The sequence below is a fragment of the Psychrobacter sp. 1044 genome, from assembly GCF_904846525.1.
In the GTDB taxonomy this organism is placed as follows: domain Bacteria; phylum Pseudomonadota; class Gammaproteobacteria; order Pseudomonadales; family Moraxellaceae; genus Psychrobacter.
In genome coordinates this window covers 61,473-83,178 of record NZ_CAJHAZ010000006.1, presented here as the reverse complement: position 1 = coordinate 83,178, position 21,706 = coordinate 61,473, and the positions used below count along the sequence as shown (strand labels likewise).

Here is a 21,706-nt window from a genome sequence, read left to right as displayed (position 1 = left end):
CTTGTATATGTCGCTGGTTTTTTAAAACTGGCAGGCTGTTTATAGCTAGCTAATTAGATTTGGCAGTTTACTTGATATTCTTTACCGTTTGCCCATTTGATGGCAAAAATACCTTTGTCGCCTTTCATATGCCATGCATAGACAGCTTCTGGGTTTGACTCATTAACGTAGCTTGCGGTATCACCTTGCACATCACCATTTAAGATGATTGGTTGCTCAGCCCATTTTACTTTAGGCAAGGTCGCATTGAGCATCACTTGTTTTTTATTAATAGATTGTTTAGCCATGATGGTGCTGTCGTCAGTACAGGTATAAGGTGCTGGTGCCATACGATCATAAGCGGCATCGGTGACACTTTCTGATGCAGGCGTGTTTGATACATTTGGCGTAGTAGGAGCCGTGGTCGCACAAGCACTTAATAAGGCAAGGGTAGGTAGCGCAACAGCAAATTTGGTTAGGGTGTTCATGGCATTCTCCAAAGATATAAAAATCTTAATGTATTTATTTTTAACAATGCGTTAAGCATATAGCGCATATGGTAACGAAAACAGCGCTTGAAGAATGTTAGAAATTGTTTGTTACGTGTTCATTAAGTTACTTAATCACTGACTAATGTAACGCATCATTTGGTGCGTTTTGGTCGGTATTTAAGCTTTGATTATGCATTTATTAAAAATAAGCCGATTGAAATAAAAAAGCGCCTATCGATCTTTTGACCGATAGACGCTTTTTTATGAGCTTAAATGAGTGTTCGTCACTCATTTAAGCATCTGCATTTAGCAATGAGATACGGGGCTTTAACTACTTGGTTTTACGCGGTGGCAAACCAGTATGCTGGGTTTGGAAATTGCCTTTACTCACGCGCTTTTTGGTATTTTTATTGACTGTGCTTTGACCCGCAGCGCCTTTAGCGGATGCGCCATTGGTTGACGAATTATTATTACGCTTCACCGAATCATTACCCAAGCGGCTGTTCTTTTTACGCGCCGATTGATAGCTGTCTTGTGCTGCATCGCGCCCTTCTAAACTGGCGTTGAACGGCGGGATTAAGCAGCCACGGTTTTTACCAATCAAATCGCCACGACCCATATCTTGCAGAGCTTTACGCAATAATACCCAGTTTTTTGGATCATGATAGCGCAAGAACGCTTTATGCAGTTTGCGCTGCTTACCCGATTTGACGATATCCATGTCACCTTCATCACGGCTGATCTTATGCAGTGGATCTTTATGCGTATGATACATGGTGGTCGCTGTCGCCATCGGGCTAGGATAAAACGCTTGTACTTGGTCAGCGCGGTAGCCATGGCTTTTTAGCCACAGCGCAAGGTTCATCATATCCTCATCTTTCGTGCCCGGATGCGCGGCGATAAAGTAAGGAATCAGATATTGCTCTTTACCTGCTTCTTGGCTGTACTGCTCAAACATGGCTTTGAATTTATCATAGCTGCCCATGCCCGGCTTCATCATTTTCGATAAGACGTTTTCTTCTGAATGCTCAGGCGCAATTTTTAGATAACCACCGACATGATGGCTGACCAATTCTTTGACGTATTCTGGATCTTTTACCGCCAAGTCATAGCGCAAGCCAGAGGCAATAAGAATCTTTTTCACACCTTTGATATCACGGGCTTTGCGATATAGTTTGGTCAAATTACTGTGATCGGTAATCAAGTTTTCGCAGACGTCAGGATAGACACAAGACGGCTTACGGCAGTTCTTTTCAATGGTCTCGTCTTTACAGCTCAGACGATACATATTGGCCGTTGGCCCGCCAAGGTCAGAGATAACGCCAGTGTAGTTAGGTGCGGTATCACGAATGGCTTCGACTTCTCGTAGGATAGATTCTTCCGAGCGGTTTTGGATAATGCGTCCTTCGTGCTCAGTGATCGAGCAAAAAGTACAACCACCAAAACAGCCGCGCATGATATTGACAGAAAACTTAATCATGTCATAAGCAGGGATGCGTGCATCGCCATAGCTTGGATGCGGCAAACGTGCGTACGGCAAGTCAAACACATAATCCATCTCTTCGGTCGAGAGCGGAATCGGTGGTGGATTGAGCCAAACGTCGATGGAGGTGTGCGAATTACCAGCGCCGCTACTATGACGTTGCACGAGGGCACGGGCATTACCTGGATTGGTCTCAAGATGTAAGATACGGCTGGCATGAGCGTACAACACAGGGTCGGATTTGACGTGCTCATAATCAGGCAGACGAATGACCGTCTTTTCACGTGGCGGCATTTTTATTTTATGCTTACGCGCCGTCATTGGCTTATCAAAACCACGCATTTGCACCACTTGCGTTTCTTCGTCAACTTGCTCGGCATTTAGAATTTTATTGGCAACTGGTTCAGAAACAAAGCCCGGATACTGTGAAGCCATTCCCGACATGGCTTGCCCAACCGGTGAATCGATGGGTTTGTCTTGCTCGATTGAGCATTGATCCACGTCTTCGGTCATCACATACGGATTGATAATCGGGTCAACACGGCCCACGGTATCGACATCATTACTAGCGACTTCAGTCATATCGTCTTGCCAATGGCGGCGTGTTGGCGTCAACAGATATGAAGTACCGCGCAATTTGCTCATCTGCTCAAAGCTATAGCCTTTAGACAGACCATGTACCACATCGACGATGGCGCGCTCAGCATTACCGTACAATAAAACATCGGCACGGGCATCCATCAAGATACTACGGCGGACTTTGTCCGACCAGTAATCATAATGAGCGATACGGCGTAGGCTGCCTTCGATACCACCTAGGATAATTGGCACATCAGGATAAGCTTCACGGCAGCGCTGGCTATAGACGATAGCGGCGCGGTCAGGGCGTTTATTTGCCACGTTGCCCGGCGAGTACGCATCATCGCTACGAATCTTGCGATCGGCGGTATAGCGGTTGATCATGCTGTCCATGTTGCCTGCGGTCACGCCGTAAGCATAGACAGGTTTGCCCAATTCCATAAACGCGTCTTTGCTCTTCCAATCTGGCTGAGCAATGATACCCACGCGAAAGCCTTGTGACTCTAGTAGACGACCGATAATCGCCATACCAAAGCTTGGATGATCGACATACGCATCGCCTGAAATGATTATGACATCACAGGCATCCCAGCCCAAATCATCCATCTCTTTGCGGCTCATAGGCAAATAAGGCGCTGGCTCGTAACAGCTTGCCCAATGTTTGTCGTAGTCGTAAAGTGGTTTGGTGCCTTGTTTAAAGGCGGTGCGGGCGATGGTATCGGCAGACATGAGCGGACCTGTTAATTAGAAAAATGGCACTAAAAAAAGCCGTTATTCATTAAAAATATTAACGGCTCATTTAAAAGCGCTCATTTTAACATGAATTGTCTTCATGATGTCATAAACGATGACAAAGGATTGACGATAAGTTATTGATAGTTTAAGTAATCTATGAATAAAAAGGCTTTTAGGAACTAAGCGCATCTTTATTCCAAATCATCGTTTATAGTAAGGATTTACTACTCTAATAACTGAAATGGGAAAGTAACTACGTCAAAAGCTAAGGCAAAAGGCAATAAAACCAGCTTCTGAGCTGTATTTGCGCCACTACGAGACACTTGATTTTGCTGACTTTGGGTATAAAAGCTCACCGTATAAGGCTTAGTTAAAGGGCGATAATTGGATTGGATTAAGCTGAGATTACTCACTTGCGGATAAATAGCGCCTTTGACGGGAACGCTAAAGCAAAAGCGCTGAGCATTGATACGCTGGTCACTGGCTGAGGTGCATTCTTTGCCATTATTCTGTAAAAAAAATTGATAGTCAGAACGTTTAAATTCATCTTTTAGTTTGGCATAAGACAGTTTCATTTCACCCTGGAAGTAGCCGTCGTTATTGGGCACATAAAAGTTCATCTCATTATCGACTTGGATATTTTTTGGTGTCAAATTGGTCAGTAAATTCACCATCTCTGTCCCACCTTGGGTCAGCACATAGCTGTTCTTTTCGCCAACGATAACCATCGTCGCATTTGGCATTTTGGGTAATGCTTGTGCAGGGCGACCAAAAGCCACGATTTGATCTTCTGACAACACACTTTTAGTTGTCGTTGTGTTGACTCGATTGTCACTGTCTAATAATGAGCTAGTGGCACAGCCAGAGCTGGCGAGCAATGCCGCAAGCGATGCACTGGCCATCACTGTTTTAAAGCTTAATGCTTTTAGTACTGGATTATTACTTTCTTCTTTTCTAATGGTACGGGTGTTTTTAATCATGGTAAGGCTTCCTTGTCTACTAGGCGATGGACTACTGGTGCGGCATCTATTATTTACTGCCAAACTTTCGTTGATATCGTACCTTGTTTGACCGCGACTTATCTACTTTTAATTAAACAGCCAAGCAGTTTTCATAATCAAATTAATCGAGCAAAATCTTTGTCCCACTTTTAGTAAAGTTCATCACAAATTGGCTTTTAAAGTTGCGCACATTATTCTCATAGGTGAGCAAACCAGTCGTGAAGCGATGGTAATCACTCATATTTTTGGCATTGACCATCAACATAAAATCCGCATCACCGGACACCTCATAACAGCTCATCACTTGTGGTTGTGTATTCATCAAGCGCTCAAACCGATGTTGCATCGAAGTGTTTGAGCGCGCCATCTCTATCATCACCACTGCCGTAAGCCCGTAGCCCACCTTGTTTGGGTCAACGATAGCGACTTGCTTGGTAATGACGCCATTGCTGATTAATGCTTGAATACGGCGCTGGGCAGTAGCGATAGACACATGCACTTGTTCTGCCACGGTTTTTAATGGCAAGGTCGCATCGTCCTGTAATAAATTTAAAATCGCTTTATCGATATCATCTAAAACTTGGCTCATGGTGTTCTCTCTTTTAGAAAGCATTTTATTCACTGGATTTTTAATAATTATTATCACTATAAGTCAAAATTTAAGAAAATATTTATTTTTAAAGGTTCTAAAAGCTAAATTTATTCATAAATAAAGTTTTATAGCAATAATATCTCACTGCTACTGAGTAAAATAGACGCTAACAATTAAAACCTAGCAACCAAAACTTAACCCTAACAAGTAAAAGCTCACAGCTGGTTTTCTAATATCTATGTAAACTTACGGTGCTTTTATGTCTACTTCAATGCTTTCTACTGTCTTTGTAAATACGCTAGCAACGACTGTCTCGCGCTTGCCATTGCCAGCGATTTGGACGGCGGGTAGCGCACAGCAACGCACATTAATATTGGGCGTGGCATTAGCAGTGCTGTCGAATTTGTTGTTTGGCGTACTTTATGCTTACAGCAGCTTTTTGGCGCCATTGTCAGGTACGCAAGTCTTTATCTGGCGGATGCTGGCAATGTGGGCGGCATTGATAGGATATTTGCTGATCAGTGGGCGCTTAGGTTTTCACATCGATAAACTCAAAGCATTAGGCTCTGTTAAACAATGGGCGTGGTTATTATTACCGACACCTATATTCTTAAGCCAGTTTTGGTTGTTTATGTGGGCACCAGTCAATGGGCAGGGCGTACAAACCGCGATGGGTTATTTTTTATTCCCACTCATGATGGTAGTGTTTGGTTGCGTCTTGTTTGGCGAAAAACTAAGCCGCCTGCAATGGCTAGCGGTGGCTTTTGCAGCAGTGGGTGTGTGCAGTGAAATCATTCGTACGCAAAGTGTCTCTTGGGCAACGCTTTGGGTCTGCGGCACGTACCCGCTATATTATATTTTACGCCGCATACAAGGGATTGGCGCGGTGACTGGGTTATTGGTTGATTTGACGATATTCGCACCATTTGCTTTGGCTTACTTATTGCTGTTTGCGCCGAGCAGTTTAAGCTTAGTGAGCGGTTCTGGCTTTTTTATCCTGATGCTGGCGGGACTTGGTGTCATGAGCGTGCTTGCCATGAAAACCAATGTCGATGCCAGTCAGATGCTACCAGTCAACGTCTATGGCATGATGAGCTATTTGGAGCCTGCTTTATTATTCATATTGGCAATCACAGTATTAGGCAACCCGTTTGAATCGGCGATGATCTATAGCTATGGCTTGATTTGGGTAGGCATCGCATTTTTAGTGGCTCATGGGGTGCGCAAATTACGTAGCGCTCATAAACAATCGCAAACAACAAAGATTGCGCCAGTTGTTTGAGGGTTGATAAGTAAAATAGATTGAACAAATAAAAACGGACGATTCAGCATAAAGTTGAATCGTCCGTTTTTTTAAGATTAACACCAATCTGTTGAAAGATGGCTTTAATCTAAATCCTTCTTAAAGCCACGCTGCTTATCACGTTCCCAATCACGGTCTTTAAGCGTTTTACGTTTGTCGTGTTGTTTTTTACCCAGTGCCAAGCCAATTTGACATTTCACCAGCGAGTTTTTCCAATAGCAAGATAATGGCACGCAGGCATAGCCTTTTTGGTTGACTGCGCCCATTAACTTTTCGATTTCGCGGCGATTGAGCAGCAGTTTACGGGTACGGATACTATCAGGACTGACATGCGTCGAGCTGGATAGCAGCGGCTGAATATGGGCACCAAATATAAATGCCTCATTATTACGAAAGATAATATAGGCTTCCGTAATGGTCATTTTGCCCGCACGAATGGCTTTTACTTCCCAACCTTGTAACGACAATCCTGCTTCAAACGTTTCTTCAATAAAATACTCGTGTCGAGCTTTTTTATTGGCACAAATTTGATTCTCTGGTTTTTTTGATTTTTTTGACATAATTTCTCCATAAGGACTGCATACAAATACAAAGTCCTTATCTGACTAGTCCTACTGATTCCTCATCCTAACTCAATAAATGGCATTGTCTTTTATTTGGTTTATAAAACGGATGAGTCGAACCGCCTATTGTAGCAAAGCCTCTAACAAAAATGTAAGTCGGCTATTAGGACAAATGTAGCCAATATAGTCGAAGTCATTTAAGGTGGTCACACAGCAATCGGGCGCAAACAGAAGACTGAGTACATTAAGTGAGTTTAAGGCGGTAACTATTTACAAATGCATCGACGATAAGTATTAAGTTTGAGCAAAATTTGCTAGCATATAGCCTACTATTACTGACCCTATTAGCCACGCTATGAGCCACTCTACTTCTGCTAACTCCTCAAAGCTGCACACTAGAATTTTATATCCTGGTACCTTTGATCCTATTACCAATGGTCATGTGGACTTGGTCACACGCGCCACCAAACTGTTTGATGAGGTTGTTATTGCGGTTGCCTCAGGACATCATAAAAAGCCTTTATTTAACTTTGAGGAGCGCGTCGCCTTAGTCGAGACGGTATTTGCTGACTTACCACAAGTATCGGTCGTGGGTTTTGAAGGTTTGCTCGTTGACTTTATGCGTGAAAAAAATGCCACTGCTGTCTTACGAGGTCTGCGGGCGATGTCAGATTTTGAATATGAATTTCAGCTGGCCAATATGAACCGTGAGCTTGATGAAAACTTTGAAGCGGTGTTTTTGACGCCATCGCAGAATTACTCATTCATCTCCTCGACGATGATTCGAGAAATCGCCAAACTCGGTGGTGATGTGACTAAATTTGTCCCACCATGTGTGTCACAAGCTTTTGCTGAAAAACTCAATCTTAAATAGCAAAATACCTGCTGATAATTAAGATGTGTTGAATATTTAAACGCATCGAAATCGTCAAAGCCAACGATACAAGTGTTATAAGAAAAATATAAGGAGCAGTCTATGGCGTTATTAATTACTGATGAATGCATCAACTGTGATGTGTGCGAGCCTGCCTGCCCAAACGAAGCCATCTCAGAAGGCGATGATATTTATGTGATTGACCCTGATTTATGCACCGAATGTGTCGGGCACTTCGACGAGCCGCAATGCGTGGTCATCTGTCCGGTTGACTGTATCCCGCATGACCCAAACCACGTCGAAACCCAAAGCGATTTGATGTCAAAATACAAACGTATTACTGGTCAGTAATGCGTTGCAGATTATGTTATGGGTGTATGAAAGTGCTAAAACCTAGGAATAATATGACGAATACGGATATTCAAATGGTAGGACGTTTTTTTAAAAATAAATGCTTTTCGATTGTGGGCATACTATGACTATGAGTACTGCTACCAGTGATTTTGATCACCAGCACCTTTGGCATCCCTATGCCAGTCTGCCGCCTACTTACGCTAACATCGTTATTGATCGTGCTGAAGGTATCTATATCATTACCGAAGACGGCACGCGCCTGATCGATGGTATGTCATCGTGGTGGGCAAGCGTCCATGGCTATAATCATCCGAAGCTAAACGCTGCTATCACCGAGCAATTGGGTAAGATGGCACATGTCATGTTTGGTGGTTTGACCCATCAGCCAGCGATAGATTTGGGTAAAAAGTTACTCGATATTGTGCCTGCTGGACTTGATGCGATTTTCTATGCAGATAGTGGCAGTATTGCGGTAGAAGTGGCACTAAAAATGGCATTGCAATATCAAATTGCTGTTAAGTGTCCGCATAAGCAGCAATTTGCCTCAACACATTCTGGCTACTATGGTGATACATGGCATGCGATGAGTATCTGTGATCCTGTCAATGGCATGCACAGCTTATATGGCAAGCAATTACCGATGCAGCACTTCGTCCCTGCGCCGCCCCTTGGATTTGATCGTGCTTTGACAGATTCTGACCGTTTAGCCCTCACAACGTTTTTTGCTGAGCACAGCGATGAGCTGGCGGGCTTTATTATCGAGCCGGTTATTCAGGGTGCAGGTGGCATGCGCTTTTATAGTCCTGAGTATTTAAAGCTATTGCGTCAACTATGTGACGAGCATGGTGTGCTACTGATTGCTGATGAAATAGCCACAGGTTTCGGGCGTAGTGGCAAACTGTTTGCTTGTGAGCATGCTGATATCAGTCCTGATATCATGACCATTGGCAAAGCCTTAACGGGTGGCTACATGACGTTTGCGGCGACCTTATGTACGCGTACTATTGCCAATGCTATCAGTCAAAGCGACTATCCAGCACTGATGCATGGGCCAACCTTTATGGGCAATCCACTTGCCTGTGCAGTCGCCTGCGCCTCTATTGATTTGATCCTGTCCTATGATATTGAAGCATGTACTGCAAATATGCAGACCATCATGGAGCAGCAGCTAGCGCTCGCTACGAGGTTAGAGGGGGTTGCTGAAGTACGCTGTCTAGGAGCAGTCGCTGTGATTGAATTGGATGAGGCTGTAGAAATGCCCGTCTTTCAGGCGCTACTTATCGAGCATGGCATTTGGGTTAGACCGTTTGGGAAATTGGTTTATATCATGCCGCCTTATGTGATTAGCGATGACGAGCTCATAGTGTTATGCCAAGCTTTGTTAAAGGTGACCAGTATCTATTTAAAGCAAATATCTTTGCCTGAAAAAAGGTCGCTTTCGATGACAGAGAGGTCACTATGAGTGTGCTATTCGTTTCAGGTATCGATACCGACATTGGCAAAACCTATGCCACTGGTATGATAGCAAAGGCTTTAATGAGTCAAGGCGTCAACGTCATTACCCAAAAACTGGTACAAACTGGCATCAGTATTGATCCAAATACTGGCACAATGGGTATCGCTGACGACATTATTATCCATCGTGATTTGATGGGAATACCACTACAACCCTGTGACCTCGATTTTACCACTTGTCCTTATCGCTACGAAAAACCCGCATCACCGCACTTAGCCACTCGATTATCAGGGCAAGTGCTAGATCCTGAACGGATTGCTAATGCCACCAAACGATTGCAAGCTGAGTACGACTTGGTATTACTAGAAGGTGCTGGTGGATTGCTCGTGCCAATAACGGAGCAGTTATTAATTTTAGATTATGTTGCCGCCCAAGGTTATCCGATTGTTTTGGTAACTTCAGGTCGCTTGGGTAGTATCAATCATACGTTACTGAGTTTAGAAGCGATAACGGCTCGTGGTCTAGAAGTTCATAGTGTTGTTTATAATCATATACATGATGATGCTGCTCAGACAGACGAAGAGATAGCCACTAGTACAATAGAATTTTTGCAAAGCTATCTCGAAAACAACTACCCAAAAGCCCATTGGTTACAGCTACCTAATTTGAAGAATGCGGTATCTGCTACTGACAACCTGCCAGAAAATTATCATTTAAGCTTACCAATAGACTTTATTTAGATGGTTATTTGATAAAGGATTTCTTGAGAGCAAAAATAAGTACAAAAGACATTCCCAATGTGGGTTTGGTTTTGTTATACTAGCGCGCTTGGTAGACTAGACAATCGCCGCTACACACTGGTAACAGACATGTAGGGGAGGAAAGTCCGGGCTACATAGGGCAGCGTGCCAGCTAACGGCTGGGCAGGGTAACTTGACGACCAGTGCAGCAGAGAGTAGACCGCCTTTGGCTTATGTGAGTATCGCAAGATGTTCATGTCATCGGTAAGGGTGAAAGGGTGCGGTAAGAGCGCACCGCGTGTCTGGTAACAGTTCACGGCATGGTAAACTCCACGCGTAGCAAGACCAAATAGGCATCGGCATGGCGCGGCCCGCGTTCGATGCGGGTAGGTTGCTTGAGCGTATGAGCGATTGTACGCCTAGAGGAATGATTGTCCACGACAGAACCCGGCTTATCGGTTTACCAACCCTTTTTATTGTTTTTGATAGAAAATGCAGCTAATTTGAATAAAATTCACTTTTTTTGCAAAAAATGCCCGTTAGGGGTTGACGACAGTCAGCAGCTTGGGCATAATGTGCATCCTAAAATGGCGATGTAGCTCAGCTGGTTAGAGCGCATGACTCATAATCGTGAGGTCAAGAGTTCAAGTCTCTTCATCGCCACCATTTTTAGCAATACCTGTAATATTAAAAATGCCAATCATTATTTGATTGGTTTTTTTTTGCCTGAAATAAATTATTTCAGGATATGGTGAATGGCTCAAGTCGCACCATAAAACATTATAATTACCTACTGATTTCTTGCTAAACCATAGCTTTATCTGTTTAGGTACAGATTAATTGTTGTAACTTATGTCCCGCTTACTTATCATAGGGGCTGTTTTCGGTAAAGTCCTGTAACGCCATGTCTGTACAACTACCTCCTTATCGTCCTATTAAGCATCGCAGTGGTCTAAAAGTCATGGGTGCCGCATTTCATGCTCTGCTAATGCGTGAGCTGCAAACGCGCTTTGGTGGTTATCGCTTGGGCTATCTGTGGGCGCCACTTGAAATACTTTTTCAAGTTGGTGTCTATTTGATCATATTTGGTACTATTATGGCTCGAGTTTTGCCAGGAATGGATTATAAATTATTCTTGGTCGCAGGTTTAGTATCATTCCGAATGATGAGCACTATTGCTACACGCGCATTGGGTGCCGTAGAAGCTAATCAGGGTCTTCTAATGTACCGAGCTGTGCGTCATATCGATGTCATTATTGCCCGCTCATTTTTGGAATTAGTGATTTACTTTTTTACCTTCTTACTACTTTTGGTGATGTTGGCATTTATTGGTACATCTATTAGTTTCTCACAATTACACATAGTATTATTCTGTTGGATAACGCTATTCTTATTTGGCTTTGGTCTGGCAATGATTATGATGGTTGTCGGTTATTATGGTGGTGAAATTAGTAAAATCATAAGTTTAGTTTTTACTATTTTATATTTTGGTTCTGGCATAGTTTATTCTATCCATATTATTCCTGAGCCATATCTGAGTTATTTATTATATATTCCTTATATTCATAATATTGAATTGATGCGGCATGCTTTAGCACCCAGTTATCCTATTTATAATATCGATATAACGTATTTTTTAAAGTGGACGGTTGCAGTAAATTTTTTAGGTCTACTCATGTATAAAGCGGTAGAAAGAGACCTAATACGTTCTAAATAACGACGGGTAAGTGAATGATTGAAATTAGAAATGTTTCTAAGTCCTTTATGACCAAGCAGGGTCGACATTATCTATTTAAAGATTTGAATCTGACCATTGGTGATAAAAAAAGTGTGGGTTTACTCGGTCGTAACGGGGCGGGTAAATCGACTTTGCTGCGTATTATTTGCGGACTAGATAAGCCTGATCACGGAGAGATTATTACCGACTCGACGATTTCTTGGCCAGTAGGGGTAGCCGGCGGTTTCCAAGGTAGTTTGACGGGTCGTCAAAACGTCCGCTTTGTTTGCCGTCTTTATTCAAGCGGTCCCTATATTGACGAAAAAATTCGTTTTGTGGAAGAGTTTGCAGATATCGGAAACTATTTCGATATGCCGGTAAAAAGTTATTCATCAGGCATGAGAGCGCGATTAACCTTTGGGCTAAGCTTGGCCTTCGATTTTGATTATTATATGCTTGATGAAGCGGGCGCTGTGGGTGATGCGGCTTTTCGTAAGCGTAGTGAAGAGATATTGGCCGCGCGCCGTGAACAAGCAGGGTTTTTAATCGTATCGCATAACATCGGTGATATTAAGCGTAATTGTGATATTGGTATTGTGCTAATGGATCAAACAGCACACGTCTTTGAAGACACAACAGAAGCGATTGAGGTATATGAAGAGCATGTCCACAAAGCGAAAAAATAAGATAATTGACTTCTCGCTGTTTATTGGCTTGGTGGTCCTCCCTTGGGTATTGGTGATATTTTATGTCATGACCATTGCTCATCCGCGGTTTATTTCGACGGCTGATGTGGTGGTCAAACAAGTCAGTGATACCAGTGTGCCTTCTGGCGGTGGACTGTCGGCCTTGTTGGGTGTGAACAGTACCAGTAAAGAAGATGCGACTTATCTGACCGAGTATATTCTATCCAATGATATGGTGAAGCGCCTTGATAATAAGTTCAAGTTCCGCGAAGCGTATCATGTCGATGGCTCAGATCCGCTCAATGAAATTGAGCCTGATGCCACACAAGAAGAATTACTTGAGTACTTCAAAAAGCGTGTACACATCAATCTGGACGAGCAAAGCTATGTGCTGTCAGTATCGACGGAAGCCTTTGATCCAAAGTATGCTTTTGAGCTGAATAAAACGATCCTCAATGAGTCTGAGCAGTTCGTCAACCGTATTTCACAAGAGGTGGCTCGTGATCAGTTGTTATTTGCTGAGACACAGTTAGATGAATCACAAGATCGCTTGAATGATGCCAAAGAGAAATTGTTAAACTATCAGAACGAAAATGAGATTTACGATCCACAATCCAATGCTCAAATTGTGAATCAGGTGATTGGGAGTTTGCAAGCGCAATTAAGTTCATTACGTACTGAAGAGCGTCAATTACTCAGCTATCTGAACCCAGACGCACCGCAAGTAGTGTCACTAAGAAGCCAGATCAAAGCAGTCGAAGAGCAAATTCTTCAAGAGCAAACCAAACTGACCTCGCCAAATACTACTAAGCTAAATCGACAAGCAGTACAGTTTGAAACCATCAAAGCTGATGTCGATTTCGCCACTGAGCTGTATAAGCTTTCTTTATCTTCGCTTGAAAAGGCACGTTTAGAAGCTTTTAAAAAGATGAAGAATTTGATTGTTATCTCAACACCATATCAGGCTGAAGAAGCAACTTATCCACGCCGCGCCTATATTATTTGGACGTCGCTAGCATTACTTTTGATGCTTTATGGATTTGTGCGCCTAGTGATGGCAGTTGTTCGTGATCATCGTAGCTAGTTTTAACACACCAGATATCAGTAATGATCGATAGATCAGCAAAGGAATACCACTCATGAATATGAAACCACGTCCTATTGTGACCGTGATAAAAGTGTTAAGTTTGGCCATGGCAGCCAGCAGTGTATCAGCACTAGCAGCAGGCAGTTATGCTGATCAAATCTCAGGGTCTAGCTTTGGCACCAGCAATAACAGCATGAGTCAAGACCAAAACAGCAATAACATCAATGTCTCAACACAGGCATTTTCAGGTGGTGTATCAGGACAGGCGACCGCGCAAGAAGCGGTTAATGCCTCAAGCTTGCCAAGTCAGTCAGTCATCAATACCACGCGCCCCTATCAAGAAATCAACACCCAAGACATGATGTTTGGTGAGCAGCTCTTCCGTGGAGCATTTTCGACCACCTCTGGCTCTACCTTTAATGACAGTTACGTGATCAACCCGGGTGATAACGTCCAAGTAAGGATGTGGGGCGCTTATCAATATGCTGCTACCATGACCGTCGACCCACAAGGCAATATTTTCTTGCCAAATATCGGTCCAGTACGTGTCTCAGGTGTGCAAAATGGCAGTCTACAAAATGTGGTAAAAAGTGCTGTCAGTCGTATTTATCGCTCGAACGTTGGCGTTTATGCTTCATTAGAGCAAGCACAGCCAGTAAAAGTATTTGTAACAGGTTTCGTTAAACAACCAGGTTATTACGGCGGTTTAGCAGCAGACTCTGTATTGTCTTATTTGGATAGAGCAGGCGGCGTTGACCCAACACGTGGTAGTTATATTGATATTCAAATCAAACGTAATGGGCAAATGCTACAGCAAGTCAACCTGTATGATTTTTTACTAGCGGGTAAATTACAAGCATTCTCTTTTCGTGATGGCGATGTGATTACGGTCGCGCCGCAGAAAAAAACCTTTGAAGTAGGCGGCCAAGTTCAAAACGAATATACCTTTGAATTTGATGTGAACGATCTGACCATTGGTGATGTGTTGCAAGTGGCCAATCCCGCAGCAAATGCCACCAACGTTAGTATCACTCGCAGTGCAGGACGTGCACAGACGGCGGAATATTACTCGTTGGCAGAAGCTCAAAACGTGCCTGTTTATAATGGTGATCAGATGGTAGTTACCTCCGATCGTTATGCGGGCACAATCGCGGTGCAAGTAAAAGGTGCGCATACAGGTAATGGTGCCATGGTTGTACCATATGGTGCTCGCTTAAAGGACATCGTGCCACAGCTACAGCCAAGCCCACTCGCTAAATTGACTCATCTGACCATTTATCGTGAGTCTGTTGCTGAGCAACAAAAACGCATGATTAATGAGTCACTCGATCGTCTAGAAGAGCTGACGCTTGCCACGCAGTCGACCACTCGTGAAGAAGCAGCACTGCGTCAAGACGATGCAGCATTGGTTAAGCAGTTTGTTGCCAAAGCGCGTAATGTTAAAACGACGGGTCAAATTGTTGTCGTCCCGAATTCGTGGCAGGATATTATTCTGCAGCAAGGTGATATCATTGAGATACCTGCGCAAACGTCTGTCATTACCGTTAATGGTCAAGTACGAGCACAAGGCGCGCTGACCTTTAATCCAGATTATACCGTTGGTGATTATGTTGCCAATTCAGGCGGTTTCTCTGACAATGCTGATGTTAAAGAAATCTTGATTATCCATCAAAATGGCGCCAGTGAGGTGGTCAATACCGCTTACCGTATCCAGCAAGGCGATGAGATTATGGTATTACCAAAAGTCAAAACCAAGCGCGTAGAAATTGCTCGCGGCTTATCGCAAATTGTTTATCAGTTGGCCATTGCTGCTAAAGTGGTTCTCGATTTATAACCATTATTGAAAAGTTGTATAACAAGAGAACAAGTCATTTGCATAGATAGATGCAAAAGTAATGAATAAGGGTGTTAGAAATGGCAAAAAGCGCGGCAGATGATGTCAATGTGGCAGTGACCTCTCACTCTGATAATGCGCTGCTTTTGCCATCATCGCAATACCAATTGCCACAGCATTTGGCGGTCATTGGTAAGGGTATGCGTCAAAACAATGTACTTTTGTCTCAGGTATTGCAGGCAGATATTCAGCGCTGGTATCCGTGGTCAGGTATACCGCAACGTATCAATGCAGGTAAAACGCATTTACTGTCTGCATTGCCATTACCTAATGTTGTAAAAAATCAGATAACTCATTTGTCCAGTTCCTCTCTCTCTTTTCAGCAACCCGATGCCTTTATCGGTTGGGGTCGTAAAAAAAGTTATCATCGAGCTAATAAAGTGGCTAAGCGGCAAAAGCTTGAGACATTAAGTGTCGAAGATGGCTTTTTGCGCTCATTAGATTCTGGTATTAGTAGCCGTCATGGCCTGAGTGTCGTCGTTGATGACCTTGGTATTTATTTTGATACGACGCATGACTCACGCCTTGAGCGGCTGATTATTGAGCGTACTAAAAACGCTACTACGCCTAATAATCACGAAATAGATGACGCGCGTGCGCGGCAATTGATTGCACGTATTTGTAATGAGCAGCTCAGTAAATATAACACAGTGATCGATTGTCCGTCCTTGAATGAATTGATAAGTGAAGACGGCGTTAATACAACAGCAGATCCCTTGAAATCGCATGTTTTATTGATTGACCAAGTGGTTGGTGATGCTTCTATCACTGGTGCGGGCGCGGATAAACGTCAGTTTAAGAAGATGTTAAAATCTGCGTGTCGTAATCATCCTCATGCCCATATTTGGATAAAGGCACATCCTGCGTCAAAATCGGGATATCTGACCCGTTTAAAACTACCTAAGCAGGTTCGGCTATTAACTCAAGCGCTCAATCCTATCCAGCTATTAGAGCAAGTGGACCATGTTTATACGGTCAGCTCCCATATGGGTTTTGAAGGGTTGATGTTAGGTAAAGCAGTACATTGCTTCGGGGTCAATTGGTATAGTGGTTGGGGTCTAACTGATGACAGCGGCGCACCCAAAAAGCTGCTTAAAGCGGTCGAAAAACGTCGTCAAAAACTTGTCAGCAAACTGTTAGAGGCTCAGGGACATTCAAATCCTGCGTTGTTTCCTACATCATTTGCTAAAAAAACATCTGCAACGTTAGAAACGTTATTTTATAGCGCCTATATAGATTATAGTCGTTATATAGATCCAGCCACCAAGCAAGCCTGTGATATTGATACAGCGATAGAATGGCTAGTGACTAATCGATATTGGCAAGCGCGCCTTGAAGGTGATCTCACGATATATGAATTTAGTCGCTGGAAATTACCATTTGTAAAAGCTTTTACGAATCTACCGCGTACGACATTATTTATCAAACCCAAGCCACGTCTCAAGAATTTATTGCATCCTGATCATTTTCGTGTTGATTATCAGCAGCCTCTATTAGTGTGGGGTTTGGCTAAGCGGCAACAAGTAGAAAATAAATTACAGCGTAAACTTGAGAAACAGCCGCATTTATCCCTACCGTCTATATACTGTATGGAAGATGGGTTTATCCGCTCAAATGGTTTGGGCGCGACGTTGTTAGCACCGTTGTCGGTCGTCATAGATAAGCAAGGTATTTATTATGATGCGACCCAGCCTTCAGATTTAGAGACGTTGCTACGTCATTGTCAGGCATTGAACCCACAGCAAAGTGTCCGTGTACAACAGCTGCAAGATAAATTGCTGAATCAGCGGGTGAGTAAATACAATGTTGGAGCTGATGTCGCCAGTGCTAATAACCAGCATACTTCGTGGATGCATGAGGCTAGGGTATCTGGCAAGTGCCGTTTGCTTATTATCGGTCAAGTCGAAGATGATTTATCGGTGCAGTACTGCGGCTCAACGATCAAAACCAACAGCGGCTTGATTGAGCGTGTATGCCAAGACAATCCTGAGGCTTATCTTATTTATAAGCCGCATCCTGACGTTGAAGCAGGGCTAAGGACTGGTAAGGTTAGCGCAGATTTTTTACAACAGGTCAGTGCCGTCGCCTATGATACCGCGATGCCTGATTGCTTAGAGTGTGTTGATGAAGTACATACGATTAGCTCATTGACTGGCTTTGAGGCGTTGCTGCGCGGTTTAGACGTTACTTGCTACGGCTTACCGTTTTATGCTGGTTGGGGGTTAACGGCAGATATTGATGCCCAGTTACCACCGAAAGCTGACTATTTAGAGAGAAGAAAACGCGACACTGCATTAACGCTTGAGCAATTATTATATTGTGCGCTTATTAGCTATCCCTTATATCGTTTGCCAAATGGCTACGGGCTTGCACAAGTAGAGCAAGTGATTGACTATTTATACCCTCCTAAAAGCGATCCTTTGCTTAAAGATATTCATAATGCAGAATCTCAAGCGCAAATATCTAGCCCTATAAATAGCTCGATTAACCATGCGACTTCAGTTTTATCCATGTTATCTGAAAATTTTCAACGCCAAGCGACTACTCGTTTTATGCAGCAGCGTCATCAATGGCAGCAGCGCCTGCGTAAATTATCTCGTTAGTTTATTCTAAACTTGTGACGCAAATCCATTGCGACAAGTAGGGGCTTTTTCGGTATAATCAGTGATGATTGATGTGTATTCACACGGCTTAATATTCAAGTTGTTTAATAAATACTCTCGCTTTTATCCTTCATCTTCTCATTAATGGTAATTCAATACTATGGCAGCTTCGATGTCTCATTTGCTTACTCATCGACACGTCTTGCTGTTACAAGGAAAGATGGGCGGATTCTTCAACCGTTTTTCGACATTTCTGCAAACTCAAAATATTAAGGTTAGTAAGATTAACTTTAATGCAGGTGATGCATTCTTTTATCATCATGATAGTACCTATGAATATACCGATACGTTAGCGCAGTTCTCTTCTTGGTTACAGGCTTTCATTGAAGAAAATAGCATTGATGCGATTGTCTGTTTTGGTGATTGTCGTCCGCATCACACCCAAGCTGCTTGTATTAGTGAGCAGTTGGGCACCTCTTTTTTTGTATTTGAAGAAGGCTATTTGCGTCCCGATTACATTACATTGCAAGAATATGGCATTAATGGCTATTCGCGCTTAAATACGGCAGATATTAAAGCGCTCAAAAAAGCCAATGATAAACCACTGTATACTCACAATCGTTTTTATCGTTTGAGTATCGCTGCGATTGTCTATTATATTATCGTTTGGGTGTACAAAAGTCGCTATCCGCATTATTCGCACTATCGCGGGATGACGGCGTGGCAAGAAGCAATCGCTTGGCTCAAAGCACCATGGCGTAAATTGCGAGGGTATTTACCTGATAAGCGATTGCAAAATAAGCTGACCAAAGAACAAAGTAATAATTATTTTTTGATTAGTTTACAAGTGCATAATGACTCGCAGATTACCCATCATAGTGACTATCGTGATGTGGTGCAGTTTATTGATGAGTCTATTGCCAGCTTTGCAGAGTATGCTGATAAGCAGCAATTACTGGTATTCAAGCATCATCCGTTAGATCGTGGTCATCGAGATTATCGCGAGCTGGTATCTAGCTTGGCTAGACGCTATCAAGTGGCTGATCGTGTATTCTATGGTTGTGACATGCACCTGCCAACCTTGATGAAACACAGTATTGGGATGGTGACCATCAATAGCACGACAGGGTTGCAATCGGTATATCACAAAAAACCTACCAAGATCATGGGTCGCGCGATTTATGATACGCCGAAACTGATAGATCAAAAACCACTTAATGAGTTTTGGCAACAACCTAACCGCCCAGATAATGAGTTTTATCTTAGATTTCGTGAATACTTGATAGAGCAAACTCAGATCAACGGGGCTTTTTACGGTAAGTCACCATGGATGCATAAATATCTGCATAGCGCAGGATGTGAACCCATAGAGAGTGATCTGTCCAAAACCAATACCCCTCAGTAGATTATTGATTGTTCATATCCAGTCAGCATGAGTCTTGTCGAAGTGAATAAGGTGCTATCAAGCCGCTCGCTTTCTATCTGTACAGTTATCCGCTCGTAACTTCACTTGTAAATCATCCCTCTGCTAATAAAATCGCCTTACTTTATGGTAGAAAACTGCTAGAATACTCTTTCATGCCTGCGCGTAAGAGTTGATGTCTTGAGCGGTTGATTGGAGATGATAATATTGGCAAATAAGCTGATTCTAATTATTTTCTCTTGTTATTGCTCCCTTAATGATGGACAGCTATTTTAGCGGTTGCGCCTGACAGCATTTATTTCTTAATTTTATTATTCTATCACCCTTAATTTAGTAGGCGCTTTGTGACTGCATTAGCAAATATTCGTAACTTTTCAATCATTGCCCACATTGATCATGGCAAGTCGACGCTTGCTGATCGTTTTATTCAAATGTGCGGTGCCTTGCAAGATCGCGAGATGCAGGCGCAAGTACTTGACTCCATGGATATTGAGCGTGAGCGCGGTATCACCATTAAAGCGCAGTCGGTAACCTTATTCTACGATCATCCTAATGGTGAGCGCTATCAGCTCAACTTTATCGATACTCCAGGACACGTTGACTTCTCATATGAGGTGTCGCGTTCACTAGCCGCTTGTGAAGGCGCGCTATTGGTTGTTGATGCCGCGCAAGGGGTGGAAGCTCAGTCAGTGGCCAACTGCTATACTGCCGTTGATCAGGGTCTAGAAGTCATGGCGGTATTAAATAAAATTGATTTGCCACAAGTCGAGCCTGAGCGTGTCATTCAAGAGATTGAAGACATCATTGGAATTGACGCTGTTGATGCGCCACGAGTCTCTGCTAAATCGGGTTTGGGCGTCGATAAACTGCTAGAAGCATTGGTTGAATTTATCCCTGCACCGACTGGTGATCGTGAGGCGCCATTACAAGCATTGATTATTGACTCTTGGTTTGATAACTATCTAGGCGTTGTGTCATTGGTTCGGGTACGTGAAGGTACTATCCGAAAAGGTGATAAACTTTATATCAAATCAACCAAAGAATCGCATTTAGTCGGCTCGATCGGTGTCTTTACGCCTAAGCCTGTCGATACAGGTATCTTGGAGGCGGGTGAAGTCGGTTTTATTATTGCTGGTATCAAAGATATCGCTGGCGCGCCAGTGGGTGATACGATTACTCATTCTAAAACGCCAGACGTTGAGCGTATTCCAGGTTTTAAACAGATTACTCCGCAAGTCTATGCTGGTATGTTCCCTGTTGAATCTACAGATTTTGAAAAATTCCGTGAAGCGCTGCAAAAGCTACAAATCAACGATGCTTCATTGTTCTTCGAGCCTGATACCTCCGATGCGCTAGGTTTTGGTTTCCGTTGTGGTTTCCTTGGTATGCTGCACATGGAGATTATCCAAGAGCGTTTAGAGCGCGAATATGACTTGGATTTGATTACCACTGCGCCGTCAGTTATCTATGAGATTGTAAAAAAAGATGGCAGTATTATCTACGTTGATAATCCATCAAGATTGCCTGAACCCAATAATATCGAAGAGTTCCGTGAGCCGATTGCCCGTTGTCAGATTTTAGTACCACAGGATTATCTTGGTAATGTGATGACCTTGTGTATTGAGCGTCGCGGCGTACAAGTTGATATGCGCTTTATGGGTCGTCAAGTACAGCTGATCTTTGATATTCCAATGGGCGAAGTAGTCATGGACTTCTTTGACCGTCTAAAATCGGTATCACGCGGATTTGCCTCGCTTGATTATAATTTTGAGCGTTATCAAGTTGATAAATTGGTTAAGGTAGACGTACTGATTAATGGTGATAAAGTCGATGCGCTCGCCATGATTGTGCATGAAACCCAATCACGCTATCGTGGTAATGCGTTGGTGACTAAGATGAAAGAGTTGATTCCGCGTCAGATGTTTGATGTGGCAATTCAGGCCGCGATTGGTAGCCAAATTATTGGGCGTAGTACGGTGAAAGCCATGCGTAAAGACGTCTTGGCTAAGTGTTATGGCGGTGATGTATCGCGTAAGAAAAAGCTATTGTCTAAGCAAAAAGCGGGTAAAAAACGTATGAAGCAAGTCGGTAATGTGGAGATTCCACAAGAAGCCTTCTTAGCGGTATTGCAGGTTGAGTAAGTCAT

Annotated in this window: 17 protein-coding genes, 1 tRNA gene and 1 other RNA gene; 14 read left to right on the top strand and 5 right to left on the bottom strand. The window is 43.2% G+C overall.

Going from position 1 to position 21,706, the window contains the following annotated elements; translation table 11 throughout:
• Positions 1-53 precede the first annotated feature (53 nt).
• From JMX82_RS05575 to JMX82_RS05560, 4 genes are all read right to left on the bottom strand, one after another.
• Positions 54-467 (bottom strand): hypothetical protein, encoded by a 414-nt coding sequence (locus JMX82_RS05575; RefSeq protein ID WP_201539796.1) that lies wholly within the window; start codon positions 465-467, stop codon positions 54-56.
• A gap of 334 nt (positions 468-801) precedes the next feature.
• Positions 802-3,261 carry a YgiQ family radical SAM protein gene (locus tag JMX82_RS05570; protein ID WP_201539795.1) on the bottom strand — a complete coding sequence of 820 codons (2,460 nt, stop codon included), beginning with the start codon at positions 3,259-3,261 and terminating at the stop codon, positions 802-804.
• A 230-nt stretch (positions 3,262-3,491) separates the two neighbouring features.
• A complete protein-coding gene (locus JMX82_RS05565; RefSeq protein WP_413786755.1) occupies positions 3,492-4,247 on the bottom strand; it encodes a hypothetical protein in 756 nt (251 codons plus the stop codon).
• Between the two features lie 142 nt (positions 4,248-4,389).
• The gene (locus JMX82_RS05560; protein ID WP_045453648.1) at positions 4,390-4,857 is read right to left on the bottom strand and encodes an Lrp/AsnC family transcriptional regulator; all 468 of its coding nucleotides are present in this window, start codon (positions 4,855-4,857) and stop codon (positions 4,390-4,392) included.
• A gap of 262 nt (positions 4,858-5,119) precedes the next feature.
• Here JMX82_RS05560 and rarD point away from each other — a divergent pair, with 262 nt between their 5' ends.
• Entirely contained in the window at positions 5,120-6,142 is a 1,023-nt protein-coding gene (rarD, locus tag JMX82_RS05555; RefSeq protein ID WP_201539794.1) for an EamA family transporter RarD, read from the top strand.
• A gap of 104 nt (positions 6,143-6,246) precedes the next feature.
• On the opposite strand, the gene smpB is transcribed toward rarD, so the two are convergent.
• The gene (gene smpB / locus JMX82_RS05550) at positions 6,247-6,723 is read right to left on the bottom strand and encodes an SsrA-binding protein SmpB (protein WP_045453654.1); all 477 of its coding nucleotides are present in this window, start codon (positions 6,721-6,723) and stop codon (positions 6,247-6,249) included.
• A gap of 358 nt (positions 6,724-7,081) precedes the next feature.
• Here smpB and coaD point away from each other — a divergent pair, with 358 nt between their 5' ends.
• The 13 genes from coaD (at position 7,082) to lepA (ending at position 21,701) form a co-directional block, all read left to right on the top strand.
• Complete coding sequence (coaD, locus tag JMX82_RS05545) at positions 7,082-7,600, top strand: pantetheine-phosphate adenylyltransferase (RefSeq protein WP_060490411.1); 519 nt, start codon at positions 7,082-7,084, stop codon at positions 7,598-7,600.
• 102 nt (positions 7,601-7,702) lie between these two features.
• Positions 7,703-7,951 (top strand): YfhL family 4Fe-4S dicluster ferredoxin, encoded by a 249-nt coding sequence (locus JMX82_RS05540; protein WP_149490624.1) that lies wholly within the window; start codon positions 7,703-7,705, stop codon positions 7,949-7,951.
• Positions 7,952-8,081: 130 nt separating this feature from the next.
• Positions 8,082-9,416: an adenosylmethionine--8-amino-7-oxononanoate transaminase gene (gene bioA, locus JMX82_RS05535; RefSeq protein WP_413786754.1), complete on the top strand. Its 1,335-nt coding sequence runs from the start codon at positions 8,082-8,084 to the stop codon at positions 9,414-9,416.
• Positions 9,413-10,150, top strand: a complete 738-nt coding sequence (gene bioD, locus JMX82_RS05530; RefSeq protein ID WP_201539792.1) for a dethiobiotin synthase — start codon at positions 9,413-9,415, stop codon at positions 10,148-10,150. The genes bioA and bioD overlap by 4 nt, the downstream gene beginning before the upstream one ends.
• Before the next feature lie 88 nt (positions 10,151-10,238).
• Positions 10,239-10,621, top strand: an RNA gene (gene rnpB / locus JMX82_RS05525) — RNase P RNA component class A.
• A gap of 118 nt (positions 10,622-10,739) precedes the next feature.
• Positions 10,740-10,816 (top strand) — tRNA-Met (locus tag JMX82_RS05520).
• Positions 10,817-11,111: 295 nt separating this feature from the next.
• Entirely contained in the window at positions 11,112-11,867 is a 756-nt protein-coding gene (locus JMX82_RS05515; protein ID WP_227676378.1) for an ABC transporter permease, read from the top strand.
• A 14-nt stretch (positions 11,868-11,881) separates the two neighbouring features.
• Positions 11,882-12,553 carry an ABC transporter ATP-binding protein gene (locus JMX82_RS05510; RefSeq protein WP_045443596.1) on the top strand — a complete coding sequence of 224 codons (672 nt, stop codon included), beginning with the start codon at positions 11,882-11,884 and terminating at the stop codon, positions 12,551-12,553.
• Positions 12,531-13,637, top strand: a complete 1,107-nt coding sequence (locus JMX82_RS05505) for a capsule biosynthesis protein (protein ID WP_227676374.1) — start codon at positions 12,531-12,533, stop codon at positions 13,635-13,637. Before JMX82_RS05510 ends, JMX82_RS05505 begins: the two co-directional genes overlap by 23 nt.
• A 55-nt stretch (positions 13,638-13,692) precedes the next feature.
• Positions 13,693-15,474: a polysaccharide biosynthesis/export family protein gene (locus JMX82_RS05500; RefSeq protein ID WP_201539790.1), complete on the top strand. Its 1,782-nt coding sequence runs from the start codon at positions 13,693-13,695 to the stop codon at positions 15,472-15,474.
• An 80-nt stretch (positions 15,475-15,554) separates the two neighbouring features.
• Positions 15,555-18,137, top strand: coding sequence for a capsular polysaccharide biosynthesis protein (locus JMX82_RS05495; protein ID WP_201539789.1), 2,583 nt, complete (start codon positions 15,555-15,557; stop codon positions 18,135-18,137).
• A 160-nt stretch (positions 18,138-18,297) separates the two neighbouring features.
• Positions 18,298-19,542, top strand: a complete 1,245-nt coding sequence (locus JMX82_RS05490; protein WP_201539788.1) for a capsule biosynthesis protein — start codon at positions 18,298-18,300, stop codon at positions 19,540-19,542.
• Between the two features lie 362 nt (positions 19,543-19,904).
• Positions 19,905-21,701 carry a translation elongation factor 4 gene (gene lepA / locus JMX82_RS05485; protein ID WP_198329650.1) on the top strand — a complete coding sequence of 599 codons (1,797 nt, stop codon included), beginning with the start codon at positions 19,905-19,907 and terminating at the stop codon, positions 21,699-21,701.
• Positions 21,702-21,706: the final 5 nt, after the last annotated feature.

Excerpts from the sequence above, each read along its gene's own strand:
- JMX82_RS05570 (WP_201539795.1), bottom strand. The coding sequence starts at position 3,261 with ATGTCTGCCGATACCATCGCCCGCACCGCCTTTAAACAAGGCACCAAA.
- JMX82_RS05490 (WP_201539788.1), top strand. The coding sequence starts at position 18,298 with ATGGCAGCTTCGATGTCTCATTTGCTTACTCATCGACACGTCTTGCTG.
- bioD (WP_201539792.1), top strand. The coding sequence starts at position 9,413 with ATGAGTGTGCTATTCGTTTCAGGTATCGATACCGACATTGGCAAAACC.
- bioA (WP_413786754.1), top strand. The coding sequence starts at position 8,082 with ATGAGTACTGCTACCAGTGATTTTGATCACCAGCACCTTTGGCATCCC.
- JMX82_RS05510 (WP_045443596.1), top strand. The coding sequence starts at position 11,882 with ATGATTGAAATTAGAAATGTTTCTAAGTCCTTTATGACCAAGCAGGGT.
- JMX82_RS05505 (WP_227676374.1), top strand. The coding sequence starts at position 12,531 with ATGTCCACAAAGCGAAAAAATAAGATAATTGACTTCTCGCTGTTTATT.
- JMX82_RS05540 (WP_149490624.1), top strand. The coding sequence starts at position 7,703 with ATGGCGTTATTAATTACTGATGAATGCATCAACTGTGATGTGTGCGAG.
- JMX82_RS05560 (WP_045453648.1), bottom strand. The coding sequence starts at position 4,857 with ATGAGCCAAGTTTTAGATGATATCGATAAAGCGATTTTAAATTTATTA.
- JMX82_RS05515 (WP_227676378.1), top strand. The coding sequence starts at position 11,112 with ATGGGTGCCGCATTTCATGCTCTGCTAATGCGTGAGCTGCAAACGCGC.
- JMX82_RS05495 (WP_201539789.1), top strand. The coding sequence starts at position 15,555 with ATGGCAAAAAGCGCGGCAGATGATGTCAATGTGGCAGTGACCTCTCAC.
- JMX82_RS05500 (WP_201539790.1), top strand. The coding sequence starts at position 13,693 with ATGAATATGAAACCACGTCCTATTGTGACCGTGATAAAAGTGTTAAGT.
- coaD (WP_060490411.1), top strand. The coding sequence starts at position 7,082 with ATGAGCCACTCTACTTCTGCTAACTCCTCAAAGCTGCACACTAGAATT.
- JMX82_RS05565 (WP_413786755.1), bottom strand. The coding sequence starts at position 4,247 with ATGATTAAAAACACCCGTACCATTAGAAAAGAAGAAAGTAATAATCCA.
- smpB (WP_045453654.1), bottom strand. The coding sequence starts at position 6,723 with ATGTCAAAAAAATCAAAAAAACCAGAGAATCAAATTTGTGCCAATAAA.
- JMX82_RS05575 (WP_201539796.1), bottom strand. The coding sequence starts at position 467 with ATGAACACCCTAACCAAATTTGCTGTTGCGCTACCTACCCTTGCCTTA.
- rarD (WP_201539794.1), top strand. The coding sequence starts at position 5,120 with ATGTCTACTTCAATGCTTTCTACTGTCTTTGTAAATACGCTAGCAACG.